Below are 20576 nucleotides of genomic sequence, written 5' to 3'. Positions count from 1 at the left end.
CAAGCATTTCGCCTTTTGAAAGCCCGATCACTTATGGTGGTCGGGCTTTTTTGTTACACTGCCCGGCATCTGAAGTTCTTATGAAGAGGGTTGTATGAGTTTATATCGAGGACATGTAGAAACTGTTAAAGCGCGCTTTGACGAGGCGTTAAAGGCGCAAGGTTTTGACAGTGTATTGATTTATGCGGGGCATCCAAGTGTCGCATTCCTTGACGATAACGCGTATCCGTATCGTGTAAATCCATTTTTTAAATACTGGGTACCTATTACCGAGAGCCCTAAGAGCTTTATTTTCTATCGTGTGGGTGAAACACCACAACTCTTTTTGCATCAAGCTAAAGACTTTTGGCATGCGCAGCCCGAAATTCCACCAGGAGACTGGCGTGAGCACATTGAATTGACGCTCATAGATAGCGAACAAACGGTTAAAAATGCACTTGCGAAAGAACTAACCAAAACAGCATTTATCGGTGAGAATTTCTATACGCTGGAAGACTGGCCAAAAATGGCTGTTAACCCTCAAGGTTTAATTGATCACCTGCACTTTCAGCGTGCAATTAAGACTGACTACGAGGTTGATTGCCTACGTAATGCCAATATTAAGGCTGCTAGAGGTCACAATGCGGCACGTGACGCTTTTTATAACCAAGAAAGTGAAGTCGATATTCATTTAGCTTATCAAAAGGCTGCTCGCTCTCTGGAAACCCAGCTGCCTTATCACAGCATTGTGGCGTTAAATAATCATGGTGCGATTTTGCATTATGACCATGCCGACATTAATGCTCCTGGGTCTCACTTGTCGTTTTTAATTGACGCTGGCGCCTACTACAACGGCTACTGTGCTGACATTACGCGAACCTATAGCGCGGAAAAAACTGGTTTCTATGCTGAGCTAGTGGAAGCTATGAACGAAGCTGAACTAGAAATTATCAGCGAGATTGAAGTAGGTAAAAGCTATTACGACTTACATGTGGCAATGCACATGAAAGTTGCCGAGATTTTGCATAAGTTCGGCTTTATGAAAGTCGACGCCGAAACCTGCTACAAGCGTGGTTACACCAATGCGTTCTTCCCTCATGGACTTGGGCATTATATCGGCTTACAAGTGCACGACGTGGGTGGTTTTTTGAAGAACGCAAATGGTGACAGTTTTACTCGAGACGCGCGTCATCCGTTCTTACGGCTACTACGTGACATAGAGCCAGGACAGGTATTCACGATTGAACCAGGACTTTACGTTGTTGATCAATTACTAGAAGAGTTCGCCGGCAATGAAGACTTTAACTGGCAGCGTATTGGCGAACTTCGTCCATATGGTGGTGTGCGTGTGGAAGACAGCGTGCTAGTTACCGCTGATGGAACAGAAAACATTACGCGAGAAGCTTTCAAGAAAGTGTAAGCTTTAGCTTAAATTGCGGGAGTGTAGCGGCCTAATAAAGCAGGACGACTCGCTCCCGTAACTTGTGTTAGGTCGGTAACAATACGATTCTCGAATCGCCGTGCTAACCACGCAAATAATATTCCTTCAACCCACTGTGGAGCTACACCTAACTCTTGTGTGTTAGACCACTTAGCCTGCTTCCATAGCTGCGCACAACGGGCCATGAGTGCGTCGTTAAAAACACCACCTCCGCAACAATAAACCTGCTGCGCTGGTGCAAACTCTTTAAGTGCCGAAACGAGTGTCACAGCTGTTAATTCAAGTACTGTGGCCTGGATATCTACTGCGCGTACTTCATTTCCATCTCGCTGGATATGTCGGTGCAGCCATTCTGGTGTGAAGTACTCTCGGCCAGTGCTTTTTGGCGGAGTTTTATCGAAGTATGGGTCGCTTAGCATAGCTTCCAATAAACGTTGGTTTACTTGGCCTTGCTTAGCCCAGTGCCCGCCGACGTCATAGGACGTTCTAGCATTTGGATGATGCTGCGTATACCAGTAATCGAGCAGGGTGCTTGCAGGCCCGCAGTCAAATCCGTTAAGTGTTCCATCAGACCCAAGAAAACTAATGTTGGCGATGCCTCCAAGGTTCACGACCGCAACATCAACGTCTTGTTGCGCGAACATGGCTTGGTGCAAAGCGGGCGCTAGCGGGGCACCTTGACCACCTAGTGCAATATCTTTTTGTCTGAAATGACTGATAACTGGGATGTTACAAAGCGTAGCCAGTGTTTCAGGGCAACCTAATTGCCAGGTGAAGGGCGTATCAATATCGGGGTGGTGGCGAATGGTTTGCCCATGGAAGCCGATAGCAGTGATTTCATCTGCGGCAATACCATGATCATCTAAAAAAGTGAGCACTGCTTCACTTACAGACTGCGAGAATAAACGGTCTGCAACCCCTAAACGAAAAATTTCATTGTTATTTTGGCAAGTGCAAAGTTGTGTTAATTGCTGACGAAGAGACTTTGGTATTTCAGCGGTGGTTGCCGCTACAACTTTGGGCTGTTCATTTGAAAAATCGGCAAGAACAATATCGATACCATCAATACTTGTCCCAGAAAGAATGCCAAGATACCAATCCTTCTGGGGTGCATGACGCATACGTTGAGCCACAATTAGTTCTGATTTAATGCCAAATAAACACGTTGGCGATTCTGCAGGCGAACCATTTGTTGCTCTGCAAAGCCTGTGAAGCTTGGCAACATATCTTGCGGTAACGACTCTGCCTGTGGAAGCTCAACTGTTCTTGGATTGCGGTGTACACCGTCAACTAAAAACTCGTAATGCAGGTGTGCGCCGGTTACTCGCCCGGTTGCACCAACGCGGCCAATAATTTGGCCCTGGCGAATGCGTTCACCACGGCTTACATGACGTCTACTTAGGTGTAAGTATTTAGTTACGTAGCGTTCACCATGCTGAACAAAAATATAATTACCGTTTAAGTTGTTGTAGCCGCTTTCTACAACTCTCCCGTCACCGGCAGCCATAACAGGCGTGCCTGTTGCTGCTGCGTAATCAATTCCACGGTGCGGTGAAACTCTACCGGTTACAGGGTGCAAACGTCTTGGGTTAAAACTAGAACTTACACGGGTAAAGTGGACCGGAGCGCGCAAGAATGATTTACGCATATTCTTACCTTCCGGTGTGTAGTAGTTGCCGTTTTCATGCAGCACAGCACGGAATGTCTCGTTCTGATTGATGAATTCAGCAGCTACGATTTTGCCATTACCGACAAAACGACCGTCGATATAGTTCTGTTCGAATAAAACACTGAAGCGGTCGCCTTCTCGAATATCTAATGCAAAGTCGATGTCCCAACCAAAAAGGTCGGCTAGGTTCATTATTTGTGACTGAGTTAAGCCTGCTTCTACACCTGCGTTCCAGAAGCTGCTTGAAATAGTTGCATGTGCAAACTCGAGACGGCTTTCGATCTCTTTTGATTCTGAATAACTTTCGTAATTACCTGACTCTCCGTGGCGGATAACCACAGATTCGGTCTCATTAAGTTCGTAGCGAAGCTCAATAATCTCTTTGTCTTCGGTCGTTGCGAATTGAAGCGTATCGCCTGGGTGAATACGGCGCAGTATGTCTTCGTGTTCGACTTGAGTAATGCGATACAGCTGCTGTGCACTAAATCCTAAGCTACTAAATATACGTGCAAGATTGTCACCCGAACGAACCTCATAGCTGATCCACTCGTAGTTCTGCTGAACAGAGTTTTCGATGATTTCGTCTTGAAGGTTTAGGCTGAGCGGGTATGGGCGACCAAGCTCTAGAAGCTCGGCGTTTGCAAGATTTCGAGACGCAGTGGCTCTCTCACTCGGCCAAAGCACGAGGAGAAGCAAAAATAGAGAGATTCCCGATATTGTTATTTTATGTCGACGAGGTAACTGTCGAACCACGTTTTTAATCGGTCTTACCATAAACTACTAGAACCCTGTTGTTGCGCAACGCCATAATAATAACACTTTTCTGTAGAACGCAACACTTCTGCGTTTCACTCGGTTATTCAAATACAGTAGAATACTTGTTTGCAGAAAAGTTCAGTAATTTTTGGAGTAAATAATGACGACATCGGTTAGCGATGCGCTTGCGATGATTTCGCGAGGGGTCGACGAGGTATTGTTACCTGAAGAATTGGAGAAAAAATTGAGTAAGGGCAAGCCTTTAACGGTAAAGGCAGGCTTCGACCCAACTGCTCCCGACCTTCATTTGGGCCACACTGTGTTATTAAATAAACTGCGTGTTTTTCAAGATCTAGGCCATCGTGTCATTTTCTTGATTGGCGACTTCACAGGCATGATAGGCGATCCCACGGGAAAAAATGCAACCCGTAAACCTCTTAGTAGGGAAGACGTAATTGCCAATGCTGAAACTTATAAAGAACAAGTGTTTAAAGTTCTCGACGCAGAAAAAACCGAAGTGCGCTTTAACAGTGAATGGATGAACGAGCTTGGTGCTTCGGGCATGACAAAGCTAGCTGCGCGACAAACCGTTGCTCGTATGCTCGAACGTGACGACTTCAAGAAGCGTTACAAAGAAGGCCAGGCTATCGCGATTCATGAATTCCTTTACCCACTTGTTCAAGGTTGGGATTCAGTAGCGCTGAAGGCGGATATCGAATTAGGTGGGACCGACCAACGTTTCAACTTGCTTATGGGTCGAGAATTGCAGCGTGAAGAAGGGCAAGAGCCGCAGACTGTTATTACGCTTCCTCTCTTAGAAGGCTTAGATGGTGTACAAAAAATGTCGAAGTCTTTAGGCAACTATATCGGCATTACAGACGCACCTAACGATATGTTTGGTAAGGTTATGTCAGCTTCTGACGACTTGATGTGGCGCTACTTTGAGCTTCTAAGCTTCAAGTCTGATCAAGAGCTTGCTGAAATTCGCGAAAAAGTAGAGCAGGGCATGAACCCTCGTGATGCGAAGATCATGCTAGCGAAAGAACTTATTGCACGCTTTCATTCTCAGGAAGATGCGGATAAAGCAGAGCAAGACTTCATTCAGCGCTTCCAAAAGAATGCAATTCCAGACGATATGCCAGAAGTAACACTAACGTTAGAAGAAGAACAGTTAGGGTTAGCCTCGGTGCTTAAGCAAGCAGGTTTGGTTGCCTCTACTTCGGAAGCGATGCGCATGATTAAACAGAACGCTGTGAAAATAGATGGTGAGAAAGTTTCAGACACCAAGTTTAGATGTGAATTGAATAGTGAGCACGTTTATCAGGTAGGCAAACGAAAGTTTGCAAAAATTAAGCTCTAATAAATTAAACTCAAATAAAAAACCCGCCGATTGGCGGGTTTTTTGTATCAAGTTTCTGCTTACAAGCGGAAGGTTCGAATAGAGTCTTGCATTTCCGCTGACAACCGCGCCACTTCAGCACTTGCCTCGTCGGTTTGAAGCGCTCCTGATTCTGCTCGTTCTGCAATTGCAACGATTTGCTCAAGCTTCTCACTAATCTCTTGGCTTGTTGCGTTTTGCTGCTCTGCGGCAGTAGCAATGTGCGTACTGCTGTCAGATGCTTGATGAACAGAGTCGGTAATGGCTTGCAATGCCGCAGCTGCTTCTTCGGTTTGCGTAACACAAGTTTCTGCCTGCGTACGGCCTCGGTCCATCACCTCAACGGCACGCCCAGAGTCGGTTTGTAGGCTTTCAATCATAGACTGAATTTCTTCTGTAGACTGCTGCGTGCGGCTTGCCAATGTGCGTACTTCGTCGGCAACCACTGCGAATCCACGACCTTGTTCACCTGCACGTGCAGCCTCGATAGCAGCGTTTAGTGCTAGCAAGTTAGTCTGGTCTGCAATGCCTCGGATTACGTCAAGAATACCGCCTATGTTCGAGCTGTTTTCTGACAATTGGTTAATCACTTCAGAGGCATTTTGAATTTCGCGAGCAAGACCTTCAATCGTTCTGCGGTTTTCGTCAGAAATAACCTTCACGCGACCTGCTTCTTCGTCCGAATGCTGAATTTCGCGTAACGCGTCGGTTGCAGCGCGTGCAACTTCAGCGGAAGTGCTTGTCATCTCTTGTGTCGCTGTAGCTACCTGTTCAACTTGGCTACGCTGCTCTTGGATAGCATTGCGGCTTTCGGCTGAAACTCCAGACGACTGCTCGGCTGCAGTTGCAAGCTGTGTTGCTCTTTCTGAGATGCCTTCAATAAGCGCTCGTAGGTTATCGATGAGCTTATTAACATAGGTCGCCAACTCGCCGAACTCATCTTGGCCAGAGTCATCCAGACGCTGCGTTAAGTCGCCGCCAGCTAGAGTATCTAACACCGTGTTAACTTCGCTAAGTGGACGGGTAATTGCACGAACAGTAAGGAAACTAATACCCGCTGCAAGCGCTATAGATACGATGGTTAGAATAATATTAATAACACTGCTACGCGTGATGACACTTTCCGCATCGGTTTTAGTTTGATCCGCAATTTCTTGAACCTGGCTTTGCAACGTAGCTAAGTCTTGCAGAAGCGTATCCATTCTGTTGGCGTTGTTTGAAACGATCTCATTCGCACGCTCTCTTAGACGCAGCGCTCTTTCCTTGGTTTCTACTAAGCTACCACTTGAACCAATTAAAGAGTCCTGCGCAGATTGCATGTCTCTTTGCACATTGCCAAGAAGTTCACTATTTGGAGCTAGTGCGCGAACTGCTTCGAAGCGTGTCGCTAGTGTTTCTTGCGCAACTTGGATTTCGCTGCGAATAATTTCGGCGCGACCCAGTTCTTCTACTTCCAAGAAGTCATAACCTAGAGTGATCAGGCTGTTTAAAGTATTTTCTAACTGACCTGCTTGGTTAAATAGCTCTCGAGAAATACCGTCTTGGTCTGTGAAGTCGATCAAACTCATAGCGGCGTCGCCAGCCGAGAATTCAACGTCGAGAATAAGGTCTTCGGTGCTTGCTGTTAGCGTAAGGTACTGTTCTTGAGCGTCTATAACCTCAAGAGTTTCACGAGTAAGGTTCGTCGCTCTGTTTTCTACTTCTTGAATGTTTGTACTATGACCGGCTTCGCGAAGAATTCTGTTTAATGTGCTAAACGAACGCTCTAATTGGTTTTGGTTTTCCTCAAAACGCGTTCTAGCTTGTGTAACAGCGTCCACATCTTGCGCGTAGAACGTTTCAAGCTCGATATTACTGATTTTCAGTAGTTGAGCTTGAACGTCGCCTGCACCCGTCAGTGAAGGTACCGCAACTGTATTAACTTCTTCATTAGAGGAACCAATGCTGCGTAAGCCAACAAACGAGCTTACACTTATCACGAACAGTAGTGCTGTGATTACAGCAAAGCCACCTATAATTCGCAGGGCAACAGTTATCTTCATAAACAGCTCCAAATATAGCCGGTGTCTTGGTGTTCATCGCAAGCTTGCTTTTAGTCGCAATTGGCTAGCGAAATTCTTTCTTGCTTGCTCCAGTCGTAAATGGTTAGGTTTTCACCCCACACACAACCAGTGTCTAATCCTATAATATCGTTTCGCTGAGTTTTTCCAGCGAGCGCAGCCCAATGACCAAAAAAAATAGTTTGAGGGACTGCTGGCCAGAAAGTATACCACGGTTCTAATGGCTCTGGCTTTGCTTTGTCAGTCGGTGCTTTCCAGCTCAACTCTAACGACTGATCGGGTCTTAAATACCGCATACGCGTTAAAACGTTGATTATAAATCGGTATCGGTCTAATTCAGATAAACTTAAGGACCAATTTTCCGGTTTGTTGCCATACATATTTTCTAATATTTTTTTGAAATCTTTTGACTGTAAGGACTTACTAACTTCATCCGCTAGCTGACTGGCGAGTTCTAGGTTCCAAGCTGGGTGGATTCCAGCGTGAACAATCGCAAATTTATCCGATTTTTTGTCGAGTAAAGGTTGCTCTCTTAACCAACTTTCAATCAAGTTGAATTTGGAGCTCGAAAGAATGGCTTGAGTATTGTCCTTTGGGTTTTGTGGCTTTATGCCATGGGCAACGGCCAAAAAGTGTAGGTCATGGTTGCCCAAGACACAGCGAAACGAATTCCCCAGCCCCATTAAATATTCAAGTGTTTCGAGTGCTCTCGGTCCTCGACCAATAAGGTCACCTACCGACCACAATGTATCTTTACTGGGGTTAAACTGTAATTCCGCAAGGAGCTTCTTTAATGTGCGCTCACAGCCATGGATGTCTCCGACAATGTATGCGCTCATAATAACCCTTTAATTTAATGCAGGAGTGTAGGAACAGCCAAACGAAAGCACGGAATAGGAATATCGACAGGGTTGCTGTCATTTAAAGTGATGATGCCGTATTGACCTTCCATAGTTCCAATTGGAGTTTTGAGTACAGCCCCACTGGTGTAACTGAAAGACTTACCCGGACCTATCATGGGTTGTTGGCCTACCACACCTTCGCCAGATACTTCAGTTACTTTGCCGTCCGCGTCAGTAATTGTCCACTCCCGGGTGAGCAGCTGAATGACTTCTGGGCACTGATTGGTAATCGTAATGGTATATGCAAATACGTAGTAGTCTTCATCAGGTTTAGACTGACCAGACAAGTACTTGGTTTTAATCTTTAAGCCAACTTCTACTTCACTCATGTTTTAACTTTGCTGTTCTACCCAATTTGCTATTTTTACAAAATCACTCACGGCTAGTGTCTCAGGGCGTGCCGACGGCGATAGCCCTAACTCAATGATTTGCTCTTCAGACATTAATTTCTTCAAGTTATTCCGCAGTGTTTTCCGGCGTTGATGAAAAGCCGTATGACAAACATGATTCAATGTTGCCAAATTCTCTACTGGATAGGGAGGGTTTGCATAAGGGGTTAGCCTAACCACTGCCGAATCGACTTTTGGGGCTGGTGTAAATGCATGAGGCGGTACATGAAGTACAGGCTCTACTTTGCAGCGCTGCTGTACCATCACCGACAAGCGGCCAAATGTTTTGCTACCAGGACCCGCCGCCATGCGGTCAACGACCTCTTTCTGCAGCATAAAATGCATGTCTTGTATGTGTTCCGCAGAATTCAGTAGATGAAAAATAAGTGGGGTTGAAATGTTGTAAGGCAAATTACCAAATACACGCAAGGGTTGCCCTAACTGTTCACTAAGTTCTATGAAGTTGAACTTCAGCGCATCACTACGGTGAACAATAACTCGATCGCCAATAGTGGGGTGGCTTTCTAGTCGGTCGGCTAAGTCGCGGTCGAGTTCAACTACATGCAATTTCTGAATGCTTTCCGCGACTGGAAGCGTTAGTGCAGCCAGGCCAGGACCTATCTCAACTAGAGCCTCACCATCTTGGGGTCGAATGGCCGCAACAATATTGTCGATAACTTGTTGGTCATTCAGAAAGTTCTGACCAAACCTTTTTCGGGCTCTGTGACCGTCTAATGAATTATTCATATTTTTTACTCTTCACCATCGAGATTGCTTGCTCAATGGCTAATTTAAAACTGCCTATGTCTATAGCTCCGCTACCCGCGAGGTCTAATGCGGTTCCATGGTCTACTGAAGTGCGAATAAAGGGTAAACCAAGGGTAATGTTCACAGCGTTGCCGAACCCTTTATATTTTAATACAGGAAGGCCTTGATCATGAAACATGGCGAGAACAACGTCTGCATCTTCTAAGTATTTAGGCTGAAACAATGTGTCCGCAGGAAGAGGACCTGAAAGGCGGTACCCTTTCTCTTCTATTAAGGCTTCGAGTGTCGGTGTAATAACCTCTATTTCTTCTCGGCCTAAATGCCCGCCTTCACCTGCATGTGGATTAAGCCCACACACTAGAATATGTGGTTTCTTGATACCAAACTTGTCTTGCAAGTCGTTGTGAATAATATCAATAACCTTGGTTAAACGATCTTGAGTAATGGCTTTAGAAACGTAGGCTAAGGGTATGTGAGTAGTTACTAACGCCACTCTTAAGCCTTCGGTAGCGAGCATCATAACGACATCTGAGCATCCTGCTTGGTGGGCGAAATATTCGGTATGCCCACTAAACGCGACGCCGGAGTCGTTAATAATGCCTTTATGTACAGGTCCGGTGACTACAGCATCACATTGTCCGTGCAGGTTCATCTCACTCGCTACGCGCAATGTTTCTACCACATAAGGACCATTTTCAGCGTTTAGAGTGCCTGGTTCTACTTGCGTTGCTAGTGAAACGTTATAAATAGTCACTTCACCGGCTTCAGATGAACGAGCAGGTTGGCTTACATCGAAGTCTCGAAATGTCAGATCAATTCCACGTTGCTGCGCTCGTTCTTGAAGGAGTTTTTTGTCAGCGATAACGACAAGTTCAGCCGGCCAATCAAACTGGGCCAGCTGAACCACTAAGTCCGGACCTATTCCCGCAGGTTCACCCGGAGTTATCGCTAAACGTGGTGTCATTCGGTTACGAACTCTACGTATGCTTCGTCTCTAATTTCCTGTAACCAAATGTTAAGTTCTTCACTGAACTTACGGCGATAAAGTAACTGTTGTGCGCGCTCTCGAATACGCTGTTCTGTAATGTCTTGAGTTCTGCGCTCGAGTACTTCCACAATGTGCCAGCCATGTGTACTTCTGAAAGGCTCACTAATTACGCCAATTTCCATACTCTGAATACGGTCACGAAACTCAGGTACAAATACGCTTGGGTCTGCAAAGCCTAAGTCACCGCCATTTTGCGCTGAACCTGTGTCACTTGAGTGTTCGCGTGCTAGTTCAGCAAAGTCTGCTTCACCACTTTCTAGTTGCTGTTTAAACTCAGAAAGCATCTGTTGAACACGCTCTTCAGACAAAATAACTGAAGGGCGAATTAAGATGTGACGCGAGCGCACTTCTTCAACCTGAGCCTGTTGTAATCCTCGAACATCATGAACTTTCAAGATGTGATAACCCACGCCGCTTCTTAATGGACCAAGAACTGCGCCAGGTTGATTGTTTGCTTCAACTGCTTCTGCGAACAAAGTAGGCATGGCGTTTAAAGTGAGCCATCCCATGTCGCCACCCTCAAGAGCATTCGACGCCGACGATGCAGATATAGCTATATCTTCAAACGGTTCTCCTGCTTCTAGCAACTCTAGAACTTGTTCTGCACGAGCTAACGATGCGTTCATATCTTGCTCGCCATTTTCGTCTTGGGTACGAATAAGAATGTGGCCGATGTTGTATTCCGTTTGAGAACCGCCTTGCTCTTTAATCATATTCACGAGCATGTCTACTTCTTGCGGACTCATGTAAATACGACGCTGAATAGCAATACGCTGTACTTCTTGAATCACAATTTGCTTGCGAATGTCTTCTCGATACGCTCTCCAGCTTTGACCTTCTCGCTCAATTTGGGTACGCATTTGGTCTAGTGTTAAATTATTTTCACCGGCAATACCCGTGATTGCTTGGTCTAGTTGAGCATCGTTAATGACAAGGCCCATGCGTTCCGCCATTTGAAGTTGCAAAGCTTCTGCAATCAGACGCTCTGTAACTTGGGTTCTAAGCGCTGAGCTTGAAGGCAGTGAGCGGCTTGAAGCCTGAAGTTCAGAGCGTACTTTGCCCATCATATCTTGAACTTCGCTTTCCAATACTACGCCGTTGTCCACGACAATTGCGATGCGATCGCTCATCTGTGCATTGCTTGGTGTACTTGTCACCGAAAATGCCAAGATCAAGCTGGCGATCATTACCTTAAATTGCTTCATACTTCTTCCATCAATCGTTTAAATAAAAAGGTCTTCGGTATCCGAAAATACTTTGTTGCAGCATATTAATTATTCCGCCACCACCGCCCAGTCCAGTTAACATAAACTGTAAACTTAACCCGTTGTCGAAACGTGCGTCAGGCACGTTATCGCCAGGAACCGTAATGTCGAACCTACGGTTTATGCGACGGTAAGCACTTAGTCTCAAAGACCAGCAACAACTTTCATACTGTAATGCGAGAAGAGCATCCATAGTCGTGCCTTCTCTAATGTCTTGGTATAAATGTGACGCGAGCACCCAGTCTTGGTTTAACCGCCACGCCGATACCACACCTACTTGCTCCACTTGCTGGTTGGCTTCGGTTAGGCCACGAACACGTCGATAGTTAAACTGTACCAAGTTCTCGCTATCTTTTCGATATTCTGCGGCTAGTCTTGCCTTGCGCGCCAATTCTAAGGTCGTGTCGTATTGAATTGCGCTACTAAAATACCAATTGTCAGACACTCGGAAATCAAGTTCGCCAGAAAGTTCCGAATTACTTGCAGTTATTCTGCTCGACTCGTCAAAAAGTTGTGTTTGGCTTTCGTCCAAGTAGAAAATTTGTCCCAAACTAAACCGAAGTAATTCTTGGCCTGTATCTGCGAAATAGCTGGTTGAGGCTCCAAGCGTTACTTGGTGTGCGTCGGCTATACGGTCTAAGCCAGCAAATCGCCTTGGGCGGAATAGGCTGTAGTAGTCGTCTTGAATTAAAATAGTGTCGTATATTCCTATTTCGCTTTGGTCTTCATATGGAACATACAAGTATTGTATTTGGGGAGATAGCGTTTGCATACGTCCGCTCTCGTCGAGAGAACGTTCTAAATGAATACGAGCACGCGCTCTAAGCTGAGGCAAACCGCGAGTAATTGACCGGTCTCTTCCTGAAAGGTCATTACTTTGTTCGTAATGGGTAAGGTAGTAGCTTAAGTCACTTTCAACGTCCCAGCCGGGTCTTTGCCACGCAAATGAAAGTTTTGGTTCTAAGTGTAAGCGAGTGGCGTAGTCATCCGCGTTTTCTGAATTACGGAAATGAGTAAACTCACTGAATAAAGAGACTTCTGTATGGTTGGCAAATGGCATCGTTTGCATGTAGCTGATACGAGGAACTGTTCTGTAAGGGCTGGTGTATGGCCCTAACATTTGGAAGTCTTCTATTTGAAACTGAGCTTCTATATTTTCGGCTTTGTAGTTAAGTTGCGCGCGGCGATATAAATGGGCGTCTGCCCGATTGGCAAACTCGCTGGTAAAGTCGTTGATATACCCGCTATCACTAACCTCCATAACTTCGATATAGCCCGTAAATTCATCGTTAAACTCAGTAAATGACTCGAGTCTGAAGGCATATCGGTCAGCCCGATCGTCTTGCTTTTTGTCAGAGCTTAAATACTCGATATTAAATTGATTGGAGGTGGTTTCGTCTAAGGTTCGATACTCGGTCATCATCATTAACCCACGTTCACTCATGTAGCGTGGGGTAATTGTGAGGTCTTCATTCGGCGCTAGGTTAATGTACCAAGGTGTCTCAACTTCAATTCCGTTTCTTGAGGTACTTTTCACTGTCGGGTAAAGCAGTCCTGTTTTACGCTCGTCAGTGAGTGGAAAAGTAAACTTAGGAATATAAAGTAGGGGAATATTAAACACTCTGAACTGAGCATTCCGAGCCGTTCCCCACGACTCTTGCTCGTTCATTTCAATGTCTTGAGCAATAATTTGCCACGCAGGATTTTCTCCGGGACAAGTGGTAAAACTACTTCCCCCCAAACGAACACTGCGTTGTCCAGCTTGCGCATCAATGTCGATAGACTCGGCTCGACCATGCGCGGAGTTTCTCAACATGACATACTCGGCTGCGCCTACGTGCGCATTCTGCCGCTCCATGTCAGCTGTAATTTCCTCTGCTCGAATTGCAATGTAGCCGTCACCGTATCGAATACCGTCAAAGGCTTTAATTTCTCCGGTAAACTGATCTACTTCTGCGCTCTCGGTGAGTAACCATTGGTTTTCCTGCCTGAAAGCGACATTACCCGAATATAAGGCGTTTCGGTTGCCGGTAATTTCCGCATAATCAGCCCATACATCAACACTACCTGGCTGACTCTCACCATTGAAAACCTCATCAGATGGCAGCCAGTCTGGGTCTGCAGAACATTGCTGAGTAAAAAGTGAAGATGACGACTGAGGTTCTTGGTTAGACACGGGCGAACGCGTATCAAGTGCTTGTGCATGGGCACTTAATGATACGGCAGATGCAATTAGAATAGTGAGGTGTCTAACGACCATTGAAACTCATGTTGTTTATCTATTTTATAACCGCCTATGATAAAGCAATTTTCTTCATGCGGCTATTTGATAAGATGCCATTTTAAAGGCACGAAAAAGTTTTTATCGTGTTCTCAAAATATTTTAACTTCGAGATCCTTTATGAGTAGTGAAAATCGTCAAGAGTTCCTGAAACAATGGATAAATAAAAGTGAACTTATATCGATTGAAAACATAGAGTTGCTAGCGGGCGATGCCAGTTTTCGTAAGTATTTTCGAGTTTCAGGGAAATTGAGAGATGATGCAGAGAAAAGTACGTTAGTTCTAGTTGATGCTCCACCTCCTGAGTCTTTAGAGCCGTTTGTGTCTGTGGCGATGGCTTATGAAGAACAGGGTGTTCGGGTTCCGCGTATTTATCTTTCAGACGAAAACCTCGGCGCAATGTTGCTTGAAGATATTGGAGATCGTTTACTGCTTTCAGATACCAACAACAATATTGAAGCCGTTACGCAAAGGTATAAACAAGCAATTGATTTGTTGCCGGGAGTTATGGCTGTTACAGGCACTCGCCAAGGCGATTTACCGCCCTACAACGAAGAGCTGCTGGCGCGCGAAAACGCATTGTTTAAGGACTGGCTACTCGAGCAGTATCTGGGTTTAACGCTGGATCATGAAGAGCTGAAGCTGTGGACCGAGTTTAGTACTCAACTTACTCAGAAAGCTCTTGCTCAGCAACAGGTTGGCGTACATCGTGATTATCACTCACGAAACCTTATGGTAAACGAACAGAACGAACTCGTGGCTATCGACTTCCAAGACGCGGTAGTTGGACCTATTAGTTATGATCTGGTGAGCTTAGTGAGAGACTGTTATGTAGATTGGCCAGCAGAACTTGTCGAGAACTTGCTGGGATATGGTTTCGATACTTTAAGAAAGCACAACTTATTAAACTCTTCATGCAGTGCCGCACAATTTCAGTCTGATTTCGACTGGATGGGTATGCAGCGTCATACTAAAGCAAGTGGTATTTTTGCACGGTTGTTTTTGCGAGACGGCAAAGCGGGTTACTTAAACGATATACCTCATACTGTGAATTATTTATTAGCTGTTTCAGCTCAATACCCTGAATGTGCCGAATATCATGACTGGTTAAAAAGCAGAGTTGTACCGGCATTAAATAAGGTTAGCTCATGAAAACTGCGATGATTCTCGCTGCGGGGCGCGGCAAACGAATGCAGCCGCTAACGGACCATTGCCCTAAGCCATTGCTTAAGGTCGGAGGGAAGCCTCTTATCGTTTGGCATATTGAGAAATTGAAGCGCATGGGCGTTACCGACATTGTTATTAATGTTGCTTGGTTGCCTCAGCAAGTCATTAGTACGCTTGGAGGTGGCGAACGTTGGGGCGTTAATATTCACTATTCAGAAGAGCCGGAAGGTGGCTTGGAAACCGCAGGCGGTATTGTTCGGGCACTGCCTATGCTCGGTGACGCTCCTTTTATTGTTGTAAACGGTGATATTTGGACTGATTTCGACTTTCAGCGCTTTCCTGAGCTGCCCTCGGATGAGCTTGCTCACTTAGTGCTGGTTGAAAATCCGAGCCATAACGAAAGCGGAGATTTCGGTTTAGTGCAAAACAAAGTTGTGAACAGTGGTGCTAGGTATACGTTTTCCGGAATGAGCGTGCTTCGTCCTGAACTATTTACGGGTATCACCGACTCTTTTTTAGCGCTCAAACCCATTTTTGATCAAGCAATTACTGGAGGCTATGTTTCTGGTCAATTATATCAAGGGGCTTGGACTGACGTAGGCACGCCGGAACGGTTGCAGGCGATCAACGCATCAATTGAGGAAAGTGAGTAAACGGTGACGGGAAAAATACTGGGTATATTGTTAGGAGCTTTGTTGGCCAGACTACCTGGAGCTGTCGTCGGCTTTCTTTTGGGCGCTTGGTTCGACTGGCAGTACGGCAAAAATCTATACGGCAAAGGTGGCTTTGGTGCCTTTTTTGAAGGTGATAAAAAGGCGGAAAGTGAAGCTTCATTTTTGTACGCGCTGTTTTCTGTTGCCGGCCATATCGCTAAAGCGAAAGGGCATGTCACGCAACAAGATATTCGAGCGTCACAAAGTTTAATGGAAGAGTTTGGTTTAGACCGAACTTTTACGAAGGAAGCTCAAGCTGCATTCCGAGAGGGGAAAAGTAAAGACTTTCCGGTGCGCCAGGTCCTCAAACAATTTCAGGAAGATCATCACGGCCGACGTGACATGCAATTGCTCTATTTAGAGTATTTAGTTGGGCTGTCTGTCGCTGCACAATCTCACGACAACCAAACGCTAAAAACATTAGTTAGAGCAGCCTCTTACTTAGACTTTGAAAAGGCCGATGTTGAACGTTTTATAAGTATGGTTATCGGGCGGAAAAAGTTCGAGCGAAACGCTTCAACACATAAACAACGCAATACTGAGCGTTTAGCTGCGGCTTATGAAGCGCTTGGGGTTAAAAGTCAGTGTAGCGACGAAGAACTGAAGCGAAGCTATAGAAAACTGATGCGAGAACATCACCCTGATAAGCTCGCGTCACAAGGCCTGCCAGCCGAAGTAGTGAAGTCTGCGACTCACAAAGCTCAAGAAATCCAGTCGGCTTACAATTTTATTAAGACGGTAAGAGAAAAAAGTTAGAACCCTTCGTAACTTAGCCAACCATAAATGACTTGCGCAAATGTATGCTCATTTTGACGATGGGTTTGTGGGCTTAATCCGCGTTGGCGATAACCCATATGTTGGTAGCGACTGGCTAACATGACTCTGCGCTCGGCTTCTTCTAAACTCCAATGGGTTGCTTCTGAACTTTGAAGGTCAAGCGTAGGAATGTCGAGTCGAGCTAATTTTCGACTCATCTCACGATTGAGCTGCCATTGCGGAATATTAGGATTAATCACTACTAACGCATCAATATCAGTAAGTTCACCGCGACTTATTAAGTCTATAACTATGCCTGCTGAAACCCCTTCGCTAATAAGAATCCTAAAGCCAGGTTCATCCGCTAAATGAGTCATTACAGCTTCGACACGAGTAAGTACTTGCTGCCTAATGTCATCAAGCTCACGGTCCTCTGCTGCGGTTGGGTACGGAGTACCATTCTCGGTTTGCCATGGGAAGGTCGATAAGTCAGAAGTGGGCGCATGAACTGCTAAGGTTTCCCAGCCATACTGTGGCATGGCTTGGTAAGACATTTTTGAATATGTTGTTGTGAGTGGGTGAAAGCCCCAATCCGGAAGAATAATGGCTGCTCCGCGTAAGAAAGGAAGCTGGTTTTCTCGATGCAAAACTAAATAGCGCGATTCTTCACTATCACCTAACCAAAAGTATTCGTGCGGCGGCAAATAATAGGCAAGATCGTCTTGCCCGGCCTGTAAAGGCTGGGAAATATAAAAGATTATAAATAGCGGTAACATTAAGTATTTGCTCATACGTTTAGTATCGGCAAAGACTTAGATATCTGGAATGATTTAACGAAAAAATGCGACGTTTAAAATGGTGTCGGAATCTCGAAACACATGGGTTCGTTTGTTATGGGGTGGTGAAACTCAATTTCTCTTGCATGCAACAACAACCGCGGTGATTGTTTAACTGCGACGGGTTCACCATATAATCGGTCACCTAAAATCGGATGTCCTAAAGACAACATATGAACGCGCAATTGGTGAGAGCGGCCCGTAATAGGTTTGAGTTCTACTCTTGTTGAGTTCGTTTGATGCGACAACACTTTGAAGTTCGTTTGCGCAGGTTTTCCTTCTTCGTGATCAACCATTTGCTTAGGTCGGTTGGGCCAGTCACACCGAAGAGGTAAATTCACCATTCCTTCATGTTCTGCGAGCTTCCCCAACACTTCTGCTTCGTAGGTTTTATGCACGGTGCGTTTTTCAAACTGCTTACCCATTTCACCTTGAGCTTTTTTATGCAAGGCCATAACAAGTATCCCAGAGGTAGCCATGTCGAGGCGATGAATAATTCGTGCGCTGGGTAAACTCGTGGTTACTCGGGTGTATACACTGTCTTTATGCTGAATATCTTTGCCTGGGACGGTGAGTAAGCCGGGCGGCTTGTTCACAACTATGATGTCTTCGTCGCGGTAAATAAATTCGAGCCAAGGCTCCGTAGGTGGGTTATAGACAAACATGACAGCCTCGTTGCGAATATGCGGCGAATTGTAACAATGTTTTCAAAAAAATTTAATCGATGTCATTACTTTTTAATCTCGGTCGGCTATGGTTAAAGTAACTACAACAAAAAATAATCGAGGCAAAAACTATGGCTGAAAGCGGTGGGAAATATTACCTTCTCGACACCAATATCCTGTTACATGAACCCCTCGCATTTCTTAATTTCCAAGAGCACAACGTTGTTATTCCCATGGTTGTTCTGGAAGAACTAGACCGCATTAAAGATCGCCAAAAAGACGTCAGTCGAGACGCCCGTGTAGCTATTCGAGCATTAGAAGATGCGTTAAGTGACGCCTCACCTGAAGATATTACAGCAGGTGTACCGCTGAAAAATATGGCAGGCGAACACAAAGCCCAAGGTACTCTTTCTATCTTCCCCGACTTCCAGCTGCGCCAAAACGAATCGGAACTTTCCCTAAGCGAAAACGATCATCGTATTATTCAAGCTGCTCTGGAGATGCAGAAAAAGCACAAGTCAGCGAGAGTCGTACTCGTTACAAAAGACATCAATATGCGCTTGAAGGCAAAAGGTGCGGGCGTGAAATTGGTGGAGGATTATCGTACCGACCAGCTAATTGACGATATCCAATTTTTAACGAAAGGTTTTTACCAATTTGAGGGCGATTTTTGGTCTAGCGTTGGTGATGTCACTAGCGAACAAGATGGACGTGACACTTACCATTTCTTGCCCCGTGAAGTATTTCCGTCGCTGTTCCCAAATGAGTATCTAATTGATGAAGAGGGCGCTTTTGCGGCGCGAGTAGAAAGCTTTACCGACACGCATGTAAAAATACTTGATTTAGGCCATGAGCGGCTGATGGCTCAACGGGCTTGGGGAGTTGCACCGAAGAACATTTACCAAGCTATGGGTATGCAGGCGTTACTTGACCCTACGTTAGACTTAGTCATCCTGACTGGTCCTGCAGGTTGCGGTAAAACCATTTTAGCCTTAGCAACAGCTTTAGAGCAGGTTATTGAGCGTGGCATTTATGAAAAAATTATTGTTACGCGTAATACCCCTGAAATTGCTGAGTCTATCGGTTATTTACCGGGCACTGAAGAAGAAAAAATGGCGCCTTGGCTAGCGGCGATTACGGACAGTTTAGAAGCGCTCCATAAGCAAGACGAAGACATGGAAGTAAGCCTGAACTACATTATGCAAAAGGCTAATATTCAGTTTAAGTCGCTTAATTTCATGCGCGGCCGTAGTATCCAGAACGCTATTGTTATTCTCGACGAAGCTCAAAACCTCACTGCTTCTCAACTCAAAACCATTGTAACGCGCTGTGGGGCAGGAACGAAGATTATTTGTTCAGGTAACCTTGCGCAAATAGACAGCTATTATCTTACTGCTGTGACGTCTGGCTTAACCTACATTGTAGAACGATTTAAAAACTACCATGGTAGCGCCACGATGAACTTAAATGGTGTTGTACGTAGCCCGTTGGCACAGTACGCAGAAGAGAATTTATAAGTTTCTAGGTGTAAAGTAGCGTAACGCAATAGAACCGTTCGCTAAATAAATGAGGCTAAATGGGGCTGGCTCTCCTAACTTTAATAGCGCTGGTCCCGTAGGCTCCATAATAAGAAGCTCAGCACCAGAATTTCTTATCGTTGTCTCATGATTTTCTGGCGATATGGCAACGGCAAAAACTGCGTGTTGAGGTAGATAAACGATAGCCATTTCTAAGTTAGGCATAAGGTTTCTAAGGATTGATGCCAGTAAAGTCACCTTACTGTCGCAATCACCTTGGTTGCTTAATAAAACATTCACGGGCGACTGAAAACCTGCACCATTGCTCTCCATACGATTAGAAAGCTCGTTATACGGTATAGACTGCACAAAGCTACTAATAACTTCGATATATTGGCGTGGTGTAGCGCCGCCTAAATACTGATAAAAAGCTGTTGCCAGCGGTGCTACTGCCTCTTCTGACTCTCGCGCAATTCGAACATGGTCTGGAATGTAGCCTGAAATATTTGGTGGCATTGAAATTCGAGTTAAATAATTCTCAGACAGGATGTTGTCAATTTCTTGCTGTGCTTGTGCGTGCATAAGCCGGATGCGACGCGAACTTTCCTCTTCATTTCTTATGTTGGGATTAAAGGTCACGTGTTCGCGCGAAGAGTCATAAGAGATATGCATTTGAAACCAGTCTCGGCTTCGAGCATAGCTCTGTAATGGCCGAACGATGTCACGCTGAAGGCGCGCAGGACTTAAATGTCTCAGATTGTTGGCGGCAAAGTTCTTTTGTTCTTTGTCTAGAGTGAATGATATCTCGTGTTGCCTTTCGTATTGGTCTTCCCAAACATAGTGAAAAGAAGTGCCGCTCTCAGTTGACGTCGTTTCAAACGCGAGTTGTTGTGCGTAAACAACAGGGGAGAGGAGAAGGGCAAAACAGGTGTAAAGCAAGACCCCGCGATAAATGGGTGAAGATACTCGCGAGGTCGCCATAAAGT

At 45.4% G+C, this 20576-nt stretch carries 18 protein-coding genes; 6 read left to right on the top strand and 12 right to left on the bottom strand.

Features of this window, described 5'->3' with window-relative positions:
• The first annotated feature begins 94 nt into the window (after positions 1-94).
• Positions 95-1399 carry a Xaa-Pro dipeptidase gene (gene pepQ, locus DQX04_RS12135; protein WP_111916202.1) on the top strand — a complete coding sequence of 435 codons (1305 nt, stop codon included), beginning with the start codon at positions 95-97 and terminating at the stop codon, positions 1397-1399.
• Between the two features lie 8 nt (positions 1400-1407).
• Here the strand turns inward: pepQ and DQX04_RS12130 are convergent, their stop codons facing one another.
• The gene (locus DQX04_RS12130; protein ID WP_126266362.1) at positions 1408-2541 is read right to left on the bottom strand and encodes an anhydro-N-acetylmuramic acid kinase; all 1134 of its coding nucleotides are present in this window, start codon (positions 2539-2541) and stop codon (positions 1408-1410) included.
• A 14-nt stretch (positions 2542-2555) separates the two neighbouring features.
• Positions 2556-3863 (bottom strand): peptidoglycan DD-metalloendopeptidase family protein, encoded by a 1308-nt coding sequence (locus tag DQX04_RS12125; RefSeq protein ID WP_111916200.1) that lies wholly within the window; start codon positions 3861-3863, stop codon positions 2556-2558.
• 142 nt (positions 3864-4005) lie between these two features.
• Here DQX04_RS12125 and tyrS point away from each other — a divergent pair, with 142 nt between their 5' ends.
• On the top strand, positions 4006-5205 hold the full coding sequence (tyrS, locus tag DQX04_RS12120; protein ID WP_111916199.1) for a tyrosine--tRNA ligase: 1200 nt from the start codon (positions 4006-4008) through the stop codon (positions 5203-5205).
• Positions 5206-5264: 59 nt separating this feature from the next.
• Here the strand turns inward: tyrS and DQX04_RS12115 are convergent, their stop codons facing one another.
• From DQX04_RS12115 to DQX04_RS12085, 7 genes are read right to left on the bottom strand one after another with little or no spacing between them, the layout of a single operon-like run.
• The gene (locus DQX04_RS12115; RefSeq protein WP_111916198.1) at positions 5265-7265 is read right to left on the bottom strand and encodes a methyl-accepting chemotaxis protein; all 2001 of its coding nucleotides are present in this window, start codon (positions 7263-7265) and stop codon (positions 5265-5267) included.
• Positions 7266-7315: 50 nt separating this feature from the next.
• Positions 7316-8122 (bottom strand): symmetrical bis(5'-nucleosyl)-tetraphosphatase, encoded by an 807-nt coding sequence (locus DQX04_RS12110; protein ID WP_111916197.1) that lies wholly within the window; start codon positions 8120-8122, stop codon positions 7316-7318.
• Positions 8123-8136: 14 nt separating this feature from the next.
• On the bottom strand, positions 8137-8514 hold the full coding sequence (apaG, locus tag DQX04_RS12105) for a Co2+/Mg2+ efflux protein ApaG (protein WP_111916196.1): 378 nt from the start codon (positions 8512-8514) through the stop codon (positions 8137-8139).
• 3 nt (positions 8515-8517) lie between these two features.
• On the bottom strand, positions 8518-9321 hold the full coding sequence (rsmA, locus tag DQX04_RS12100) for a 16S rRNA (adenine(1518)-N(6)/adenine(1519)-N(6))-dimethyltransferase RsmA (protein ID WP_111916195.1): 804 nt from the start codon (positions 9319-9321) through the stop codon (positions 8518-8520).
• A complete protein-coding gene (pdxA, locus tag DQX04_RS12095; RefSeq protein ID WP_111916194.1) occupies positions 9314-10306 on the bottom strand; it encodes a 4-hydroxythreonine-4-phosphate dehydrogenase PdxA in 993 nt (330 codons plus the stop codon). The genes rsmA and pdxA overlap by 8 nt, the downstream gene beginning before the upstream one ends.
• Positions 10303-11595 carry a peptidylprolyl isomerase SurA gene (gene surA, locus DQX04_RS12090; RefSeq protein WP_111916193.1) on the bottom strand — a complete coding sequence of 431 codons (1293 nt, stop codon included), beginning with the start codon at positions 11593-11595 and terminating at the stop codon, positions 10303-10305. Before surA ends, pdxA begins: the two co-directional genes overlap by 4 nt.
• A 10-nt stretch (positions 11596-11605) precedes the next feature.
• The gene (locus DQX04_RS12085; RefSeq protein WP_111916192.1) at positions 11606-13915 is read right to left on the bottom strand and encodes an LPS-assembly protein LptD; all 2310 of its coding nucleotides are present in this window, start codon (positions 13913-13915) and stop codon (positions 11606-11608) included.
• A 141-nt stretch (positions 13916-14056) separates the two neighbouring features.
• Between DQX04_RS12085 and DQX04_RS12080 the strand changes: the two genes are divergently transcribed.
• From DQX04_RS12080 to djlA, 3 genes are read left to right on the top strand one after another with little or no spacing between them, the layout of a single operon-like run.
• Entirely contained in the window at positions 14057-15088 is a 1032-nt protein-coding gene (locus DQX04_RS12080; protein ID WP_165831997.1) for an aminoglycoside phosphotransferase family protein, read from the top strand.
• On the top strand, positions 15085-15756 hold the full coding sequence (gene murU / locus DQX04_RS12075; RefSeq protein WP_111916190.1) for an N-acetylmuramate alpha-1-phosphate uridylyltransferase MurU: 672 nt from the start codon (positions 15085-15087) through the stop codon (positions 15754-15756). Before DQX04_RS12080 ends, murU begins: the two co-directional genes overlap by 4 nt.
• Positions 15757-15759: 3 nt before the next feature.
• Positions 15760-16572, top strand: coding sequence for a co-chaperone DjlA (gene djlA / locus DQX04_RS12070; protein WP_111916189.1), 813 nt, complete (start codon positions 15760-15762; stop codon positions 16570-16572).
• On the opposite strand, the gene DQX04_RS12065 is transcribed toward djlA, so the two are convergent.
• Together DQX04_RS12065 and DQX04_RS12060 are read right to left on the bottom strand one after the other, a co-directional pair.
• Complete coding sequence (locus tag DQX04_RS12065; RefSeq protein WP_165831996.1) at positions 16569-17348, bottom strand: DUF3530 family protein; 780 nt, start codon at positions 17346-17348, stop codon at positions 16569-16571. The two genes, djlA and DQX04_RS12065, sit on opposite strands and share 4 nt — an antisense overlap.
• A gap of 74 nt (positions 17349-17422) precedes the next feature.
• Positions 17423-18073: an RluA family pseudouridine synthase gene (locus DQX04_RS12060; protein WP_111916187.1), complete on the bottom strand. Its 651-nt coding sequence runs from the start codon at positions 18071-18073 to the stop codon at positions 17423-17425.
• 131 nt (positions 18074-18204) lie between these two features.
• On the opposite strand from DQX04_RS12060, the gene DQX04_RS12055 reads away from it, so the two are divergent.
• Entirely contained in the window at positions 18205-19590 is a 1386-nt protein-coding gene (locus DQX04_RS12055; RefSeq protein ID WP_111916186.1) for a PhoH family protein, read from the top strand.
• Here the strand turns inward: DQX04_RS12055 and DQX04_RS12050 are convergent.
• Positions 19585-20571, bottom strand: a complete 987-nt coding sequence (locus DQX04_RS12050) for a hypothetical protein (protein ID WP_111916185.1) — start codon at positions 20569-20571, stop codon at positions 19585-19587. The genes DQX04_RS12055 and DQX04_RS12050 overlap by 6 nt on opposite strands.
• Positions 20572-20576: the final 5 nt, after the last annotated feature.

It is taken from the genome of Aliidiomarina sp. B3213 (assembly GCF_003290085.1).
Taxonomy (GTDB): domain Bacteria; phylum Pseudomonadota; class Gammaproteobacteria; order Enterobacterales; family Alteromonadaceae; genus Aliidiomarina.
This window is presented reverse-complemented; position numbering and strand designations above follow the sequence as displayed.

Bases quoted from the DNA above. Each gene is read 5' to 3' on its own strand.
- DQX04_RS12060 (WP_111916187.1), bottom strand. From the start codon at position 18,073: ATGTTTGTCTATAACCCACCTACGGAGCCTTGGCTCGAATTTATTTAC.
- DQX04_RS12125 (WP_111916200.1), bottom strand. From the start codon at position 3,863: ATGGTAAGACCGATTAAAAACGTGGTTCGACAGTTACCTCGTCGACAT.
- surA (WP_111916193.1), bottom strand. From the start codon at position 11,595: ATGAAGCAATTTAAGGTAATGATCGCCAGCTTGATCTTGGCATTTTCG.
- murU (WP_111916190.1), top strand. From the start codon at position 15,085: ATGAAAACTGCGATGATTCTCGCTGCGGGGCGCGGCAAACGAATGCAG.
- rsmA (WP_111916195.1), bottom strand. From the start codon at position 9,321: ATGAATAATTCATTAGACGGTCACAGAGCCCGAAAAAGGTTTGGTCAG.
- DQX04_RS12130 (WP_126266362.1), bottom strand. From the start codon at position 2,541: ATGCGTCATGCACCCCAGAAGGATTGGTATCTTGGCATTCTTTCTGGG.
- tyrS (WP_111916199.1), top strand. From the start codon at position 4,006: ATGACGACATCGGTTAGCGATGCGCTTGCGATGATTTCGCGAGGGGTC.
- DQX04_RS12055 (WP_111916186.1), top strand. From the start codon at position 18,205: ATGGCTGAAAGCGGTGGGAAATATTACCTTCTCGACACCAATATCCTG.
- DQX04_RS12065 (WP_165831996.1), bottom strand. From the start codon at position 17,348: ATGTTACCGCTATTTATAATCTTTTATATTTCCCAGCCTTTACAGGCC.
- DQX04_RS12050 (WP_111916185.1), bottom strand. From the start codon at position 20,571: ATGGCGACCTCGCGAGTATCTTCACCCATTTATCGCGGGGTCTTGCTT.
- DQX04_RS12115 (WP_111916198.1), bottom strand. From the start codon at position 7,265: ATGAAGATAACTGTTGCCCTGCGAATTATAGGTGGCTTTGCTGTAATC.
- DQX04_RS12080 (WP_165831997.1), top strand. From the start codon at position 14,057: ATGAGTAGTGAAAATCGTCAAGAGTTCCTGAAACAATGGATAAATAAA.
- DQX04_RS12110 (WP_111916197.1), bottom strand. From the start codon at position 8,122: ATGAGCGCATACATTGTCGGAGACATCCATGGCTGTGAGCGCACATTA.
- pepQ (WP_111916202.1), top strand. From the start codon at position 95: ATGAGTTTATATCGAGGACATGTAGAAACTGTTAAAGCGCGCTTTGAC.
- pdxA (WP_111916194.1), bottom strand. From the start codon at position 10,306: ATGACACCACGTTTAGCGATAACTCCGGGTGAACCTGCGGGAATAGGT.
- apaG (WP_111916196.1), bottom strand. From the start codon at position 8,514: ATGAGTGAAGTAGAAGTTGGCTTAAAGATTAAAACCAAGTACTTGTCT.
- DQX04_RS12085 (WP_111916192.1), bottom strand. From the start codon at position 13,915: ATGGTCGTTAGACACCTCACTATTCTAATTGCATCTGCCGTATCATTA.